Origin of the sequence: Pasteurella testudinis DSM 23072 (genome assembly GCF_900176075.1) — a bacterium.
Lineage (GTDB): Bacteria > Pseudomonadota > Gammaproteobacteria > Enterobacterales > Pasteurellaceae > Chelonobacter > Chelonobacter testudinis.
This window is the reverse complement of sequence record NZ_FWWV01000002.1, coordinates 67,191-83,189: the sequence shown is the minus strand read 5'-3', so window position 1 is coordinate 83,189 and position 15,999 is coordinate 67,191. Positions and strand designations below refer to the sequence as shown.

Below are 15,999 nucleotides of genomic sequence, written 5' to 3'. Positions count from 1 at the left end.
TTGATTGATCAATTCCCTCTCGCTGTCGGCAGCGAGAGGCTTTACTTTTTAAGAAGTTCTCTATTATGCGATTACTCTTTACGCTTTTTTTGTGCCTGATTTCAACATTCAGCTTCGCCGAAGTCAGTGAACCGCTCTTTGGCCGTTTGCAAAACGGGTTACGTTACACCTTGCTTCCGCTGCATTCAGAACCCGGACATATTGAAATCCGAGTCAAGGTTTATGCCGGTGCGGTGGACGAAAATGATGATCAGGCAGGTGTGGCGCATATGCTGGAGCACTTGGTTTTCCGGCAGAGCGAACAGTTTCCCAGTGTGATGAATTTTTTGCATGAACATCACTGGGTACGCGGGCGGAACTATAACGCAGTGACCACCAATGACAGCACCACTTACCTGTTCACGCCGCCCGACGGTAATTTGCAACAGGCATTGACCGCACTTTCGCAGATGCTGTTTCATGCCAAGCTGACCCAAGCGGATTTGGACGACGAACGTAAAATCATTCTTGAAGAGTGGCGTGCTGGACAAGGCGTCGGTGCAAGAATGGCACGTTTGCGCACCGAATCGGTGCGGGTTGATTCCCGTTATACCCGCGCGCCGGTGATCGGTACGCCACACAGTATCGAGTCCATGCCGGCCGGTCAGTTACAGGCGTTTTACCGCACTTGGTATGCACCGAATAATATGCAGCTGCTGATTGTCGGCGATCTGGAACCGCAAGCGACGGAAAAGCTGATTCAAACCTATTTTGGCAAGGCGGAGAGTAAAACCGTACCGCCGCGTGATTATCTGGAACCGAAATTGAGCGATATTTTACGCACCACACAACTGCAAGATGCGCAAAGTGCGGTCAGCCAAATCGCCTATATCGTCCGTTTCGACGAAAGCGACATGCGTGAGCAGACCGAAGCGGCGCGCTATCAACGGTGGCTGGATCGTTTGGCGCTTGCCGTGGTGACGCAGCGGTTCAGAAATCAGAGCGAAACCTTGCCGCAAGGCGTGAACAGTATTGTGTTGCGAAAATCGGATATCGGGCAAAAAACCGTTGCCTTAGGCGTGTTCAGCAGTGTCGCCGCAGATGCCCACAGGGCAGGGTTGGCACAGATTTTCAGCGAGATGGAACGGCTGAAGCGCTACCCGATTACGCAAGAGGAGCTGAACGCGCAAAAAGCGAAATATCAGGCGCAAATTGATCATGCCAAACAGCATAAAAATGATCGCGATTTTCGCGGCTGGGTGCAGGCGATGGTGGATTCGGTGCTGGTGGACAAGTCTTATTTGACCCAACCTGAAATTGCCGCACTTAGCGAGCCTATGCTGCAACGGATCACGCTTGAAGAGGTTAATCGCCATATTCAAAATTGGTTCGGCGCCACTGACCGAATTGTGCAGTACCAAGCGCCGCGCCTGAGCAAAATCGAACCGATTGATGCGGATTGGGTGCGGCAGTTGCAGGCGGAGATTGAGCAAAGTGCGGTCGCCGCACCGCAACAGGAAAAAGTGATTGAACCGATGGCGTTGGACAAGCTCGAACAATCGGGTTCAATCGTATCCGAACAGGTTTTCGCCGCGCAAAATGTCATTCACTGGTCGTTATCCAATGGGGATAAAGTGGTGTGGCTCAAGACCCCGTTGGCGCAAGATAGAACTTGGTTCCAAAGCCAAAGCAGTGCTGGTTTTCAAGGCGAAGGTTTGGGGCGTTGGCAGAGCCAGTTTGCCACCCAGCTCGTGTTGCAAAATGCACCGCTGGATTGGGAAGCTGCCCAGTTGGAACGCTGGAAAAGTGTCAATAAGGTGAATTTGTCGGCAAAACAGAGCGAGCAATACCTCACCTTTTCCGCTCAGGTAGAAAACAGCAAAATCGCCGATATGCTGCGTTTGTTTTACGCTTATCAGCAGGAAACCGCGATCAAAGAAGGTTTGGACGAAAGCAAGGAATCCACACGGCGTTCACTGGATATGCAGGCGCAGCAAAGCACGGAGCATCTGCGGCTGTCCGCACTCAGCCGATTACGTTTCGGCAGTGACGATCCGGCGGTGTTGCCGCAGAAAGACGCCTTGGATTCACTCTCGCCGCAGGATTTGGATCAGGTGTGGCGCAAAATGGTGTCGGCGCCGACCACCTATTTTTTTGTCAATGATCTCGCCAAACAGGAAATGCAGCAATGGGTAACAACCTATCTAGCCGGCATTCCGCGCCGACAAGCGTTGCCGTCCACACGCATTTTGCCGACGGAAGGTAAACAGCGAGCCGCTTTTGCGATGAATCTCGCCCCCAAAGAGGACGTGAAAATATGGTACTTCACCCCTTACCAATGGCAGGGCAAAGATGCCGTATTGGTTTCCCTGCTGCAAAATATCGCCACGCAGAAATTGAAACTGTCCTTGCGTGACGAGCATTTGGGCGTTTACAGCCTGCGCTTTGAAAGCAAATTGAATCCTGAAACCCATCGGATCGAAAGTGAACTGAGCTTTACGGCAAATCCGGCGATGACGGACAGTTTGATCACGCTGGCTAATCAAGTGTTGCAAGCATTGCCGGCGCAAATCAGCGAAGAAGATGTCAAATTGGCAAAAAGCCAATTTCTGAAAGCGGAAAAAGAGCGGTTGAAACGGGTGGATACTTGGCTTAACCGTTTAGTTTTAAGCGAAAACCAATTTGCCAATCCGCAGTATTTAAGCGATATGCAGCAGTTGGGCGTTGAAATTGATCTGCCGAAAATCAAAGCGATGGCAGCCAATCTGTATAGCGAACAAAATCAAAAAGTGTTTGTGACAACCCAAAAAAATAATGACAAGGAATAATCCGCCCCGACAGGATCGGCGGTGTGAAATGGAAATCAATCATGAAACAATTTTTTGTGCGTCTTTTTGTATTGTGTAAACCGTTTTGGGGCAAAAAAAGCAACTGGCTGGCATGGTTATTGCTCGGGCTGGTGATTGCTATCGGTTCGGTCATTGCTTGGATCAATATCCAAATTAACGAGTGGAGCAAGGTCTTTTACGACACCTTGACGGCGTTGGAAACGGAAAAAATTTATTTGTTATTGCAGGAATACAGCCTCTATTTGCTGATTTTTATCGTCATTAACGTTTACCGCACTTGGTTACGCAAATTACTGATTATCCGCTGGCGGGAAGCGATGACCGAGCGTTTCGTCAATCAGTGGTTGTCTGACCGGATTTTCTATAAATTGGCACAGCGTAAAAAAATGGATAACCCCGATCAGCGGATTGCGGAAGATATTCGTATTTTTATCGAATACAGTATTGAGCTGACGGTTTCTTTTTTATTCAACATGATCCAGCTATATTCATTTCTGATGATTTTGTGGGGGCTGTCCGGCGCGCCTGAATTTACTTTTTTCGGGCATACTTTTGTCATAAAAGGCTATTTGGTGTGGGTAGCGCTTATTTATTCCGTTTTAGGCACGGCAATCACCCATTTAATCGGGCGAAAATTACATACGCTGAATTACCACCAACAGGTTTTTGAAGCCAATTTCCGTAGCGGGCTGATCCGTAAACAAGACAATGCGGAGCAAATCGCCCTATATCGAGGTGAACAGGTCGAACGCATCACATTGAAAAACGAATTTCGGCAGATTGTGCAAAATTGGCGCTTGCTAATGAATCGCGAGCGCAATCTGGGGTTTTTCACCGTGGGTTACGATCGTTTTGCCAATCTACTGCCGGTGATTTTTTCCATTCCGCTGTTGTTGGCAAAAATCATTACCTTCGGTGGTATCATGCAGATTCGCAGTGCGTTTAGCGTGGTGATTAATGCCTTGAGCTGGTTCATTTTCGCCTATTCGATTTTACCGAAATGGTCGGCGGCGATTTCCCGTTTAAGCCAGTTAAAGGAAGAAATGGACGCGTTGCAAGCCGGACGACCGACAGCGGCGCAACCTACCGAACTGGCGATCGATACCGAGCGGCTATCGGTTTTTACACCGCAAAACAACGTGTTATTGCGTGATTTATCCTTAAAAATCCAAGCGAATCAATGGATTCATCTACAAGGCAAGAGCGGTTTGGGCAAATCGACGTTGCTGCGCGTGTTGAGCGGCATCTGGGATTATTATCAGGGCGACTACAAGCAGCCGGATAAAACCACGCTGCTGGTGCCGCAACGCAGTTATTTCAGCGGCGGCAATTTAGCCGATGTATTGAGTTATCCGGAGGTCAACCGTTATACCATAGATGAATTAAATCAGGTGTTGGCGCTGGTAGGGCTGAATGCTTGGCAAAACCGGCTAGAGGAAATCCATAATTGGCAGACGCTTTTCTCGGGCGGAGAGCAGCAGCGCGTTGCTTTTGCGCGCGTGTTATTGAACAAGCCGGAACTGCTCTATCTCGATGAAGCCACGTCCAACTTAGATGAAACCACCGCACAAGATTTAATGCGGCTCATCAAAGCGCGTTTGCCGAATACGACAGTGGTTTATATTTCGCACCAGCAAACATTACAGCAGTTTGCCGACCACAGCGTTGATTTGAGTGTTTATGCCTTTGATTAAAAACAAAACGGCATGGCGATTCAGCACCGTGCCGTTTTCGTTTATCTATCGAATCAAGCTGCGGCAACGGTGAAACGTTGGCGCAAATGTTTTTGCTGTTCCGCTTCGTCCACGATGGCCACCGCCAAATCGGCAACACTGATACCAGCAGGCGCGTCGCCGTCCATTAGCACGTCGTCTTTCCCCAACCGGTATTGTCCGCTGCGTTTTTCTTCCACTTCGCCCAAACCGACCGGCGGCGAAATAAACGACCAAGCCAAATCCTGTTCTTGCTGGATTTGCGTCAGTGCGTGGCGTGCGGCATTGGCACCGTCATAAATTTCACGCGGGAATTCCGGCGTATCGATCAGTTGCAAATTTGGCGCAATATACAAACTGCCGGCGCCGCCGACGTGGATTAAATACGGCACTTGCGCCGCTTTTACCGCACGGGTAATTGCACTGAAACCTTGCGTGAACTGCTCGCCGATTTGCGGATTTTCCCAGCCCGGATTAAAGGCGCTGATCACTGCGTCAAAACCCGCTAATTTTTGCGCCAAGGCTTCGCTGTCATAAACATCTGCCGCGACCGCACTTAGATTGTCGTGTTGTGGCAATTTCGCGATATTACGCACAAGTGCGGTCACTTGATGACCACGGTTCAAGGCTTCGTTTAAGACCGCATTGCCAACATATCCTGTTGCACCGATAATGGCTATTTTCATGTTGTTCTCCTAAGCAAAAGTGTATAAGTAAAAGCGTATAAGTGAAAGTATATAACGTTTTAAGTTGTGATCAGTATAAGGGAAATCGAGCGGTATGATAATCCCGCTTTAACTGTATCAATTGTTAAGTTAAACTTAATAAAAATCTGTTTGGGAGTGTTTTTATGGACGATTTAAAACCACTATTGGCTTTCGCCGCCGTAATCAAATACGGCAGCATGAATGCCGCTGGAGACAAGCTGGGAATCAGTCCGTCGGCGGTCAGCCAGCATATCAGCCGTTTGGAGCGTTTATACGGGGTTAAATTATTGTACCGCAACACGCGCAGTATGCAGCCGACGGAAGCCGGCAATCAATTGGCACAATATGCCATTCAGCTGCAACAATCCGCACTTTATGCGCAAAATGCATTGGAGAGTTTGAAAAGCGAGGTGTCGGGCACATTGCGTATCGCCATGATTAGCGGCCTGCTTGACGCGGAGTGGTTTCAGGCGGCGTTGCGAGAACTGGTGCAAACCTATCCGAATGTCGTGCCGCAACTGTTTATCGGCGACAGTGTGATCGATTTGAAGCAGGAACGGATTGATGTGGCGTTTCGCGCCGGCGAAGGCGCGTTGAATCAAGGTGACTTGGTGGCAAAACGCTTGGCAACGGCGCAATGGACGATTTGTGCCGCTCCGGATTATCTGGCGAATGCCGAACCGATCACACAACCGCTGGATTTACTGCAACATCGTTGGATCAGTAGCTTTAGGATTAATCAAAGCCTGCAACGGGGCGATCAAATTTTTATGTTACAGCCGACCGATTATCTGTATTGCAATCAATTATCCGGCTTGCGTAACTGTTCGCTTGCCGGTTTGGGGTTATCAATTCAAACCGATTTGGAAATCAGCGGTCTGCTTAGAAAAGGCTTACTGCAAACCGTGTTGCCCGAATGGAAATTACCGACCATTAACCTCTATGCCGTATTGCCTTATCGGGTACAATCCGCCAAAGTGCGGGTGTGGCTTGATATTGTGCAGCAGCAGCTGGGAGGGCATGGTATTTTTTAGATGATTTATTACTTTTTTGGAATCCGGATCGCAAAAATTTTCTGCTAGCCTTTTCTCCCGACCGCACTTTTCTATACTGCGACTTATTTATTAAGAGAGAAAGCAGAATGTCATTAGCGATTGTTTATAGTCGGGCGTGTATCGGGGTGCAGGCGCCGTTGGTGACGATTGAAGTGCATATGAGCCGCGGCAAACCGGGATTAACGCTGGTCGGGTTGCCGGAAACGGCGGTGAAAGAGGCGCGTGATCGGGTGCGCAGCGCCTTGATTAATGCGCGGTTCGAATATCCGCTTTATCGAATGACAATTAATCTTGCGCCGGCGGATTTACCGAAAGAGGGCGGACGTTATGATTTGGCGATTGCGCTTGGCATTTTAGCCGCTTCGGGGCAGATTTCCGCCGAGAAATTGGGGCGCTATGAGTTTTTGGGCGAGCTGGCATTGACGGGCGAGTTGCGCGGAACGCAGGGTGTGATTCCGGCGGTGATTGAAGCCAAAAAAGTCAAACGTAAATTGGTGGTTGCCGCCGAAAATGCCGAGCAAGCCGGTCTGTTGAGCGATCATCATACCTATTTTGCCGATTCGTTATTGCAAATTGCGGCGTTTTTACAGGATCAGGACGAATTGCCGCTGGCGCAACTCACTTCGTTTCCGAGTCAGGCGCCGCCGCAGGAAAGCCGCTGTTTGACCGACATTATCGGGCAGCAACATGCTAAACGGGCATTGACCATTGCCGCTGCCGGACAGCATAATCTGCTGTTTTTAGGACCGCCTGGCACCGGTAAAACCATGCTGGCCAGCCGGTTGACCGCACTTTTGCCGGAAATGAACGATCAGGAGGCGATCGAGAGTGCGGCAGTCGCCAGTTTGGTGCAAAGCCGTTTGCATAGTCAATATTGGCGGCAACGCCCGTTTCGTACACCACACCACAGCGCGTCGTTGGCGGCGCTGGTCGGCGGCGGTTCCAACCCGAAACCGGGGGAAATTTCGTTGGCGCACAATGGCGTGCTGTTTTTAGATGAACTGCCTGAATTCGAACGTAAGGTGCTGGACGCACTGCGCGAACCGTTGGAATCGGGCGAAATCGTGATTTCGCGTGCTAATGCCAAAGTGCGGTTTCCGGCGAAGTTTCAGTTGATTGCGGCGATGAACCCCAGCCCGACCGGACACTATCAAGGCATGCACAACCGCACTTCAATGCAACAGGTGATGCGTTATCTTAACCGCTTGTCGGGGCCATTTCTTGATCGTTTCGATTTGTCGATCGAAGTGCCGTTATTACCGGCCGGCAGTCTGCAACAGGGCGGTGAGCGCGGCGAAACCAGTTCGCAAGTGCGGTCAAAAGTCGTTGCGGTGCAAGAGAAACAGCTGGCACGGAGCGGAAAGATTAATGCGCACTTGAGCGGTAAATTATTGGAACAGCATTGCGCTTTACGTTCTGAAGATTCACTATTTTTAGAGAACGCACTATTAAAATTAGGCCTATCGGTACGGGCGTATCACCGGATTTTGAAAGTTTCCCGCACGATTGCCGATTTGGACGGCTGTGACCATATCGAACGGCAACACTTGACCGAAGCCTTGGGATATCGAGCGATGGATCGGTTATTGGCGCGTCTGGGGAGTGCAAATTGAGCGTGATTGCAACGACATCGAAAGCGGAAAACCGCACTTTAAACGGTGAAACGGTTCAAATCTTCCACATCTTGTTTAAAAAGCAATCGAACAACGAATTTTTGCCATTTTTTTGCAAAAAATACTTGTCAGGGAAATTTATATCCCTATAATACGCCTCACTTGTTTGCGTCGCCGACTTAGCTCAGTAGGTAGAGCAACTGACTTGTAATCAGTAGGTCACCAGTTCGATTCCGGTAGTCGGCACCATTAAGCAAGTATCGTGTGGAGGGATTCCCGAGCGGCCAAAGGGAGCAGACTGTAAATCTGCCGGCTCAGCCTTCGAAGGTTCGAATCCTTCTCCCTCCACCATTTTCAAATTCTAAAACCAAATGATTGGGGTAGATGAATAAGAACGCGGGCATCGTATAATGGCTATTACCTCAGCCTTCCAAGCTGATGACGCGGGTTCGATTCCCGCTGCCCGCTCCAAAGCGCTGATATAGCTCAGTTGGTAGAGCACACCCTTGGTAAGGGTGAGGTCGGCAGTTCGAATCTGCCTATCAGCACCACTCTTTTCTCGTCACTTCCATCATTTTAGTTGCAATCAATTTCTACATTAGGTTAATGTGGTAACTGAACCATCGATAACCGTGTTTGTTTAGAGGGACTAAAATGTCTAAAGAAAAATTTGAACGTACAAAACCGCACGTTAACGTGGGAACAATCGGCCACGTTGACCATGGTAAAACAACTTTAACCGCTGCTATCACCACCGTATTGGCAAAAACCTACGGCGGAGCTGCGCGTGCATTCGATCAAATCGATAACGCGCCGGAAGAAAAAGCACGCGGTATCACCATCAACACCTCACACGTTGAATACGACACCCCAACCCGTCACTATGCACACGTTGACTGCCCGGGACACGCCGACTATGTTAAAAACATGATTACCGGTGCAGCGCAAATGGACGGTGCTATCTTAGTGGTTGCGGCAACCGACGGCCCGATGCCACAAACCCGTGAGCACATCCTGTTAGGTCGCCAAGTAGGTGTACCTTACATCATCGTATTCTTAAACAAATGCGACATGGTTGATGACGAAGAGTTGCTGGAACTGGTTGAAATGGAAGTGCGTGAACTTCTGTCTCAATACGACTTCCCGGGCGATGACACCCCAATCGTACGCGGTTCTGCGCTGAAAGCGTTGGAAGGCGACGCTGAGTGGGAAGCGAAAATCATCGAATTGGCTGAGCACTTGGATACTTATATCCCTGAGCCAGAGCGTGCGATTGACCAACCGTTCCTGTTACCAATCGAAGACGTATTCTCCATCTCCGGTCGTGGTACCGTTGTTACCGGTCGTGTTGAGCGCGGTATCGTGCGTACCGGTGACGAAGTTGAAATCGTCGGTATCAAAGAAACCACCAAAACCACCGTTACCGGTGTTGAAATGTTCCGTAAACTGTTAGACGAAGGTCGTGCAGGTGAGAACATCGGTGCGTTGTTGCGTGGTACTAAACGTGAAGAAATCGAACGTGGTCAAGTATTGGCGAAACCGGCTTCAATCACTCCGCATACTGATTTCGAATCAGAAGTGTACGTATTGTCTAAAGATGAAGGTGGTCGTCATACTCCGTTCTTCAAAGGCTACCGTCCACAATTCTATTTCCGTACCACAGACGTAACCGGCACTATCGAGTTACCGGAAGGCGTGGAAATGGTAATGCCTGGCGACAACATCAAAATGGTTGTCAGCCTGATTCACCCAATCGCGATGGACCAAGGCTTACGCTTTGCGATTCGTGAAGGTGGCCGTACCGTTGGTGCGGGCGTTGTGGCTAAAATTATCAAATAATTTGGCTTCAAGCTGAACTGAAAAGGGTGAACGTTGGTTCGCCCTTTTTGCTATTCGCCGCCTTACAAAGAGGGATATGCTATGTTACCGATTAATCTGTTTTATGGCTTGTTGATCCTATTAATCTTGTTGCCGTTAATCGCTTTCCGCTTCAGCCGCTATAAAAATTCACTGAAAATCAACCGTTATCTGGCACTGGGCTTGGCAGCGCTGGCCGGTTTGCTGTGGGGAACAGCAAATCAAGTGGTAGTTGTAACCGATGATGATTCGGCGCAAGAATACGCATTGTTTTACCCACAACACTATCAGTTGAGCAACCGGCAGCAGCTTACACTGTCTTATCAATTCGGCTGGCGCAAAGCCAGTGTCATTAATAACGGAAAGCGCCCGCTAATTTATGAAACCGTCAAATACGGCAGCTCGGAAAGCGTTACCGAAGTACGCGGCATTTTGCCTTATGCTGTCATCAAAAATCTGCCCGAACCGATCCACTACACTTTCACCGAGCCGCCAAGTGCGGTACGCCTGACATTCGTCGGCTCGGATTTAAGAGGTTGGATACATCGTTAAAGTGCGGTTAGTCGATTATCCTACAGCCGGATTGACCCAATTTTGGGTTGGTTTTTCGGATTTGAATGCAGCAATTAAATTATCTACTGCACAGCGAGCCATATTATCGCGGGTTTCAGTGGTAGCCGAACCGATGTGTGGCAGCAGAACGACATTTTGCAGGGTCATTAACGGCGAGTCGGGCGGCAGCGGTTCAACTTCAAATACGTCCAGTCCGGCAGCCTTAATACCGCCGTTTTGCAGGGCTGCTATCAGCGCTTGTTGATCGACAATTTTACCACGCGCAGCATTAATCAGAATAGCGGACGGCTTCATTAACGCCAGTTTTTCTTTCGATATCAATTTTTCCGTTGTCGGGAGTAGCGGCAGTGTGATACAAACAAAATCAGCGCGCTGTAACAAATCATCTAACGAGCACCGTTCGGCTTGATATTGGCGTTCAACCTGCTCGTTTGCTTGCTTGCCGGTGTACAACACTTTCATATCAAAACCGCAATATGCTCTTTTGGCGACCGCACTTCCAATCCGCCCCATTCCCAGAATACCGATAGTTTTATGATGTACGTCCGTTCCATAATATTCGGAACCGATACTGCCTTGCCATTGACCGGCACGGACCAGTATTGATAGCTCTACTGCACGGCGTGCCGTCGCCAACATTAAGGTGAAAATCGTATCGGCGGTTGTATCGGTCAAGACATTGGGAGTGTGCATTAAACGGATACCCCGTCGGGTTAAATCATCAACGTCAAATTGATCATAACCGACGGAGATGGTTGAAATGGCTTTTAGTTTCGGTGCAAATTGTAGCAATTCCTGTTTGATTGGCACGCTGGCGCCGATTAAGCCGTCAGCCTGTGCTAAGGCGGTGATCACTTCATTGCGGTTATCCGCTGTAATACCGTCAAAAGTGATGAGATTAAAGTGAGAAGCTAAACGGGCTTTTTGCTCATTTGGTATTTTTTTATAGAGAATAACGGTTTTTTTCATCGTTTTATCCTTAAAGTGCGGTGCGGTTCATTAAAAATCACCTAACTGTTCTCGAGTCGGCAAGCCTTCACTGTCACCAATCACTTGTATGGCAAGAGAGCCGATACGATTTCCGCGTTTAGCAGCTTGCGCCAATGTTTTTCCTTCCAGCAAGGCACTGATTACCCCCACCGCAAAACCGTCGCCGGCACCGACCGTATCAACGACGTTCTCCACAGGGCAAGGTGGAATGGTATCTTGATTTCCCAGCTGATCCTTGAAATAAGCGCCTTGTTCGCCCAGCTTAATAATGACGGCTTTCACCCCTTTTTCCAGATAAAAATCGGCAATCGCTTCGGCAGAGCTTAAACCGGTTAAAATACGTCCCTCTTTAATGCCCGGCAGTACCCAGTCGGCTTTGCCGGCGAGCCGGTTCAAACTGCGTATCATCTCTTGTTCGCTTTTCCAAAGTGTCGGGCGCAAATTGGGATCAAAGGAGATGGTTTTGCCTGCCGTTCGCATAAAATCGATTAAATGTAATGATAAACGGTAGCTGCTGTCGGATAAGGCGGTGGCAACCCCGCTTAAATGCAGGTGGCGAGCATTCAGGAACGGCGCAGGTGTGAAATCGGCAAGCGATAGATAACTGGCTGCCGAGCCTTTGCGGAAATATTCTACCGCAGGATCAGCCCCTTGCTCCGCTTTGGCTTTCAGTTGAAAACCGGTAGGATGGTGCGGATCAACGCTGACCCAATCACGCTGAATATTTTCTTTAGCCAGTTGTTGCAAAATAAATTGTCCGAAAGAGTCATTACCAACCCGACTTAACCATGCCACGTTGAACCCGAGACGAGCCAAACCGGTGGCGACATTGAGTTCCGCACCGGCAGCACGTTTGGTGAAATGCGTGATTTCAGATAAGTTTCCGCTTTCAGCCGCGACAAACATTGCCATGGCTTCACCATAGGTAATCACATCTAAAATAGATTGTTTTGACATAGGCTTATCCTCTTAACAGTTCGACAAAGTATCGCGATACGGCGACTAAATCTCTGCCGGCTAACGGAAACTCAATTCCGCGTGCGACATTTTGCGGTAAATATCGTTGCGCGATTTGTAAATAGCGATCCTCTTGGTTTTTGGGCGGAACGGTTATTCGTTTTCCGGTGGTATCCAGTGCGGTTGATTTAATATGGATATAGCCGACATAAGCTGCCAGCTGTTGGGCTGCAAGTTGCGGATCCTGTTCCACCCATGCCCAATTACCACAGTCAAAAGCCAGTCGCAACGGCACATGGTGTTGTGCCAGCCATTGGGTAAACGCCGACATGCTATTCAAGTTACCGCTCTTTTTTGCTTGATCATTTTCGATGACACACTGAATTTCAGGATACATATCCATAATTTGCTTTAACGTATAGGCTAATGCCGCTGGCGTATCAGGCTGAAAATCACCAAGTGAGAATTTGAGAAGTTCGGCATTAAGTTGCCTCGCTTCAGCGAAATATTGTCGCAGCTGCGGATTGATTTTTTCCGGCGATATCCACAATGGGAAAGGAACCGAATAGAAGCAGGCTAATTGGGCTTGTTTGATCTTGTTCGCCAGTCGGGGGAGTTGTGATAATGCGTCATCTGAAAATAATTCCCGACGAATTTCAACCCCATCTGCGCCTGAGGCTTTGATGACGGTGAGAATTTCTCCCTGTCCGCCGATGTTCTTAATGTAGTCGGATCCATAAGCGGAAGTGACGATAATTATTTTTCTAGGCATAACATGCATTCCTTCATTTTTATTTTTCTCTCTAATTTAGCCTTTTGGAACCGATACCATTTTTTGTTAAAAAGCGACGGTGACTCCCTTTTGGCTTAAGCCGATTCTCTGATGATTAATTCCCCCGGATAGAACACATTTTGAAAATCTGAAGTATCGCTGTTCATGCGTTGATATAGCAATTCGAAAGCGTTAAAGCCTATTTGGAACGTCGGTTGCTTCAGGGTCGTGATTCCGCCACCGACCAGCGCCGCCCAAATCGGATCGTCAAAACCGATTAATCCGATATCTTTGCCCCATTCCAATTTCAAGCGTTTTAGAGAAAGCGATATATCCAGCGTAACGGCGCCGTTAACCGAGATAATCGCTTTGCGCATGCCGCGGTTTTTGGCGCAGAATTCGGTAATGACGCTATCCATTTTTTGTTGATCTTTGCTGCTGACTAATTCGGCAATTTCACCGCTACAGTGTTGGTTCGCTACAATTATTTGTTTGAAAGTGTCGGTGCGTTTTTGGCGCGGTTGAATATCGTTGATCGTTTCTGTGATAAACAAAATCGCTTCAAAACCGCTACCAATGAGATGTTCCGTCACTAATGTCGAGGCTTGTTCGTTATCCAGCCCTACGACATCGCAATTCAGCGCATGAATTTGCCGGTCGATAGAGACAATCGGGAGAGAAAATTGTTTAAAATTATCGTCATGAGTGCGTAGCGCATGGATAATGACACCTTCAACCTGATAGCTGAACATCAACTGTAAAATCTGTTTTTCTTGTTCAAGCTGATTATTGGTGTTAAAAACCAGCAAGGTATAGCCGTATTCGCGGCTGGCGGCCTCGATCCCCTGCATGACATCAATGGAATAGGGATTATTGATATCGGCAAAGATCAAGGCAATCAGTCGGGTGCGTCCGCGTTTCATACTTCGAGCGATTTGGCTGGGCTGGTATTTCAGCGTTTCGATGGCACCTGCAATTTTCTTTTGCATATTATCCGACAGCACATTAAATTCGCCGTTCAGATAACGCGATACGCTGGTTTTCCCCACTTTTGCCAAAGCTGCCACATCGCTAATCGTGGCTTTTTTATTTCTCGAAGCTGTTTTCATATTATGCAGGCCTAATGATTATAAAAAGACATTATTCAATAAAATGACCGGCATGAAAATAACAATAGCCAATACAATTAAAATAATTGCAATATACGGCATCACTGCTTTAAAGGATTTGTCAATGGGCAGATTACCAATCACACTGGCAATTAATAAACACAATCCGTAAGGCGGCGTGACCAATCCTACTGACAGGGTAATAATGATAACGATACCTAGCTGTATCGGATCAACGCCTATCGCTTGCGCCACCGGATAAATTACCGGTACGAATAAGACCATTGCAGGGATAGCGTCCATAAAAGTACCGATAAACAGGAAGAATAAAATAATCAGTAATAGGAATACATATTGGCTGCCACCGATATCATTGAAGAAACCGGCAACTAAGGTATTGATTCTGAAATAACCTAAAAACTCACCTAAAGCAGAAGCTGCGGCCAAGGCGAATAAAGATAAGCAACTTAATTTTAAGGTTTCGATTAAAATTTTCGGCAAATCTCGGAAGGTAATCGTTTTATAGAAATAAGCACTGACAAAGTAAGCATATAAGGCAGAAAATGCCGCAGCTTCGGTCGGTGTGAACACGCCGAAAACGATACCGCCGATAATAATCAGCGGCGTGATCAATGCCGGAATCGAGTTTTTAAAGAGTTGCAGAAAAACGTTCCACGGCATTTTTGCTTCGCTCGGCAGTGCACTACGAACCGCAACATAATAGATAAAAAACATCATGCCGAGACCAATGGCAATACCGGGTAAAATGCCGCCGATAAATAGTTTGCCGACGGAGGTGTTGGTTAATCCGCCGTAGATCACCATCGTGATACTCGGCGGAATAATGCTGCCGATGGTAGAAGAGGCGGCGGTCACTCCCACCGCCATTTCACGGCTGTAGCCTTTTTCAAGCATATTCGGAATTAAAATTTTCCCCACTCCGGCGGTATCGGCTTGTGAAGAACCGCTCACACCGGCAAACAACATGGAAACCATCACATTGGCATGTCCTAAGCCGCCTGGGCAACGCCCGACGATTCCTAAGGAAAAATCAATCAGCTTTCTTGAAATATTGCCTTGGTTCATAATGGTGGCGGTTAATACAAAGAGCGGTACAGCCAACAACACATAAGAGTTCAAACCGTAAAACATTTTCATCGGAATCATGGTATTGGGCACGCCGCTGATTGTCGCGATACCGATTAACGCGGCGATGGCAATGGAAAATGCAATCGGAATACCGATAAGAATCAGCACGATAAACAGGATTGTTACCAATAATAGTGTCATGATTTTTCTCCTAATGTGTCATCGGTATCATCAGATAGCGGCGTACCATTTTTAAGTGCGGTGATCTGTTTAATCACATCTTCAACCAAATAGATCACGATACTGATAAAGGTAATCGGCAGAATCAGCCAGACATAGCCCTGTTTTAAACTCGGAATGCTAATCCAACGCGAGTTCCAGAAAGTGCTGGTGATTTCTGCACTGTAGACAAAGCAAAAAGCACAGAAAACGATGATAATGACATCTTGTACAATAAGCAGAATCGGTTTTTTCTGCGGTGAAAACTGGCCGTTCAACAGTGTGAAGCTGAAATGTTGTTTGCGTTTGGCCATCACCGCCGCACCCAGCAACATAGACCAGATAAACGCGTTAACCGAGATTTCTTCGGTCCATGTGGCGCTAATGCCTAAATAACGAGTGCCGACCTGAAGCAGGGTAGTGATGACAAAAATCACCAAAAGCAGCGTACCGAGCCACAGTTGTATTTTTTCCAAATAATCAGTCAGTTTTTGCATATATCCCCCTGATCCAAGGTC

The 15,999-nt window shown here is 48.0% G+C and carries 13 protein-coding genes and 4 tRNA genes; 10 read left to right on the top strand and 7 right to left on the bottom strand.

The genetic code is table 11. The features are described from left to right. The first annotated feature begins 65 nt into the window (after positions 1–65). Together B8880_RS01950 and B8880_RS01945 are read left to right on the top strand one after the other, a co-directional pair. The gene (locus tag B8880_RS01950) at positions 66–2,807 is read left to right on the top strand and encodes a M16 family metallopeptidase (protein WP_084255735.1); all 2,742 of its coding nucleotides are present in this window, start codon (positions 66–68) and stop codon (positions 2,805–2,807) included. Positions 2,808–2,848: 41 nt separating this feature from the next. Continuing rightward, positions 2,849–4,522, top strand: a complete 1,674-nt coding sequence (locus B8880_RS01945) for an ABC transporter ATP-binding protein/permease (RefSeq protein WP_084255734.1) — start codon at positions 2,849–2,851, stop codon at positions 4,520–4,522. Positions 4,523–4,575: 53 nt separating this feature from the next. Here B8880_RS01945 and B8880_RS01940 read toward each other — a convergent pair whose 3' ends face one another. Then, complete coding sequence (locus B8880_RS01940; protein ID WP_084255733.1) at positions 4,576–5,226, bottom strand: NAD(P)-dependent oxidoreductase; 651 nt, start codon at positions 5,224–5,226, stop codon at positions 4,576–4,578. A 164-nt stretch (positions 5,227–5,390) separates the two neighbouring features. On the opposite strand from B8880_RS01940, the gene B8880_RS01935 reads away from it, so the two are divergent. From B8880_RS01935 to B8880_RS01900, 8 genes are all read left to right on the top strand, one after another. Further along, positions 5,391–6,281 (top strand): LysR family transcriptional regulator, encoded by an 891-nt coding sequence (locus B8880_RS01935; RefSeq protein ID WP_084255732.1) that lies wholly within the window; start codon positions 5,391–5,393, stop codon positions 6,279–6,281. A 107-nt stretch (positions 6,282–6,388) separates the two neighbouring features. Further along, positions 6,389–7,915: a YifB family Mg chelatase-like AAA ATPase gene (locus B8880_RS01930; protein WP_084255731.1), complete on the top strand. Its 1,527-nt coding sequence runs from the start codon at positions 6,389–6,391 to the stop codon at positions 7,913–7,915. A gap of 173 nt (positions 7,916–8,088) precedes the next feature. Continuing rightward, positions 8,089–8,164, top strand: a tRNA-Thr gene (locus B8880_RS01925). A 17-nt stretch (positions 8,165–8,181) separates the two neighbouring features. Then, positions 8,182–8,266: transfer RNA gene (locus B8880_RS01920), tRNA-Tyr, on the top strand. Between the two features lie 45 nt (positions 8,267–8,311). Further along, positions 8,312–8,386, top strand: a tRNA-Gly gene (locus tag B8880_RS01915). A gap of 4 nt (positions 8,387–8,390) precedes the next feature. Continuing rightward, positions 8,391–8,466 (top strand) — tRNA-Thr (locus B8880_RS01910). A 103-nt stretch (positions 8,467–8,569) separates the two neighbouring features. After that, positions 8,570–9,754: an elongation factor Tu gene (tuf, locus tag B8880_RS01905; RefSeq protein ID WP_084255730.1), complete on the top strand. Its 1,185-nt coding sequence runs from the start codon at positions 8,570–8,572 to the stop codon at positions 9,752–9,754. Between the two features lie 81 nt (positions 9,755–9,835). Beyond that, positions 9,836–10,324 (top strand): hypothetical protein, encoded by a 489-nt coding sequence (locus B8880_RS01900; protein WP_084255729.1) that lies wholly within the window; start codon positions 9,836–9,838, stop codon positions 10,322–10,324. A gap of 15 nt (positions 10,325–10,339) precedes the next feature. Here the strand turns inward: B8880_RS01900 and B8880_RS01895 are convergent, their stop codons facing one another. From B8880_RS01895 to B8880_RS01870, 6 genes are all read right to left on the bottom strand, one after another. Next, positions 10,340–11,314: an NAD(P)-dependent oxidoreductase gene (locus B8880_RS01895; RefSeq protein ID WP_084255728.1), complete on the bottom strand. Its 975-nt coding sequence runs from the start codon at positions 11,312–11,314 to the stop codon at positions 10,340–10,342. 30 nt (positions 11,315–11,344) lie between these two features. Next, a complete protein-coding gene (locus B8880_RS01890; protein WP_084255727.1) occupies positions 11,345–12,292 on the bottom strand; it encodes a sugar kinase in 948 nt (315 codons plus the stop codon). Between the two features lie 4 nt (positions 12,293–12,296). After that, positions 12,297–13,064, bottom strand: coding sequence for a sugar phosphate isomerase/epimerase family protein (locus B8880_RS01885; protein ID WP_084255726.1), 768 nt, complete (start codon positions 13,062–13,064; stop codon positions 12,297–12,299). 95 nt (positions 13,065–13,159) lie between these two features. After that, on the bottom strand, positions 13,160–14,173 hold the full coding sequence (locus B8880_RS01880; RefSeq protein WP_084255725.1) for a LacI family DNA-binding transcriptional regulator: 1,014 nt from the start codon (positions 14,171–14,173) through the stop codon (positions 13,160–13,162). An 18-nt stretch (positions 14,174–14,191) separates the two neighbouring features. Next, positions 14,192–15,463, bottom strand: coding sequence for a TRAP transporter large permease (locus B8880_RS01875; protein WP_084255724.1), 1,272 nt, complete (start codon positions 15,461–15,463; stop codon positions 14,192–14,194). Continuing rightward, positions 15,460–15,978, bottom strand: a complete 519-nt coding sequence (locus B8880_RS01870) for a TRAP transporter small permease (RefSeq protein WP_084255723.1) — start codon at positions 15,976–15,978, stop codon at positions 15,460–15,462. The genes B8880_RS01875 and B8880_RS01870 overlap by 4 nt, the downstream gene beginning before the upstream one ends. Positions 15,979–15,999: the final 21 nt, after the last annotated feature.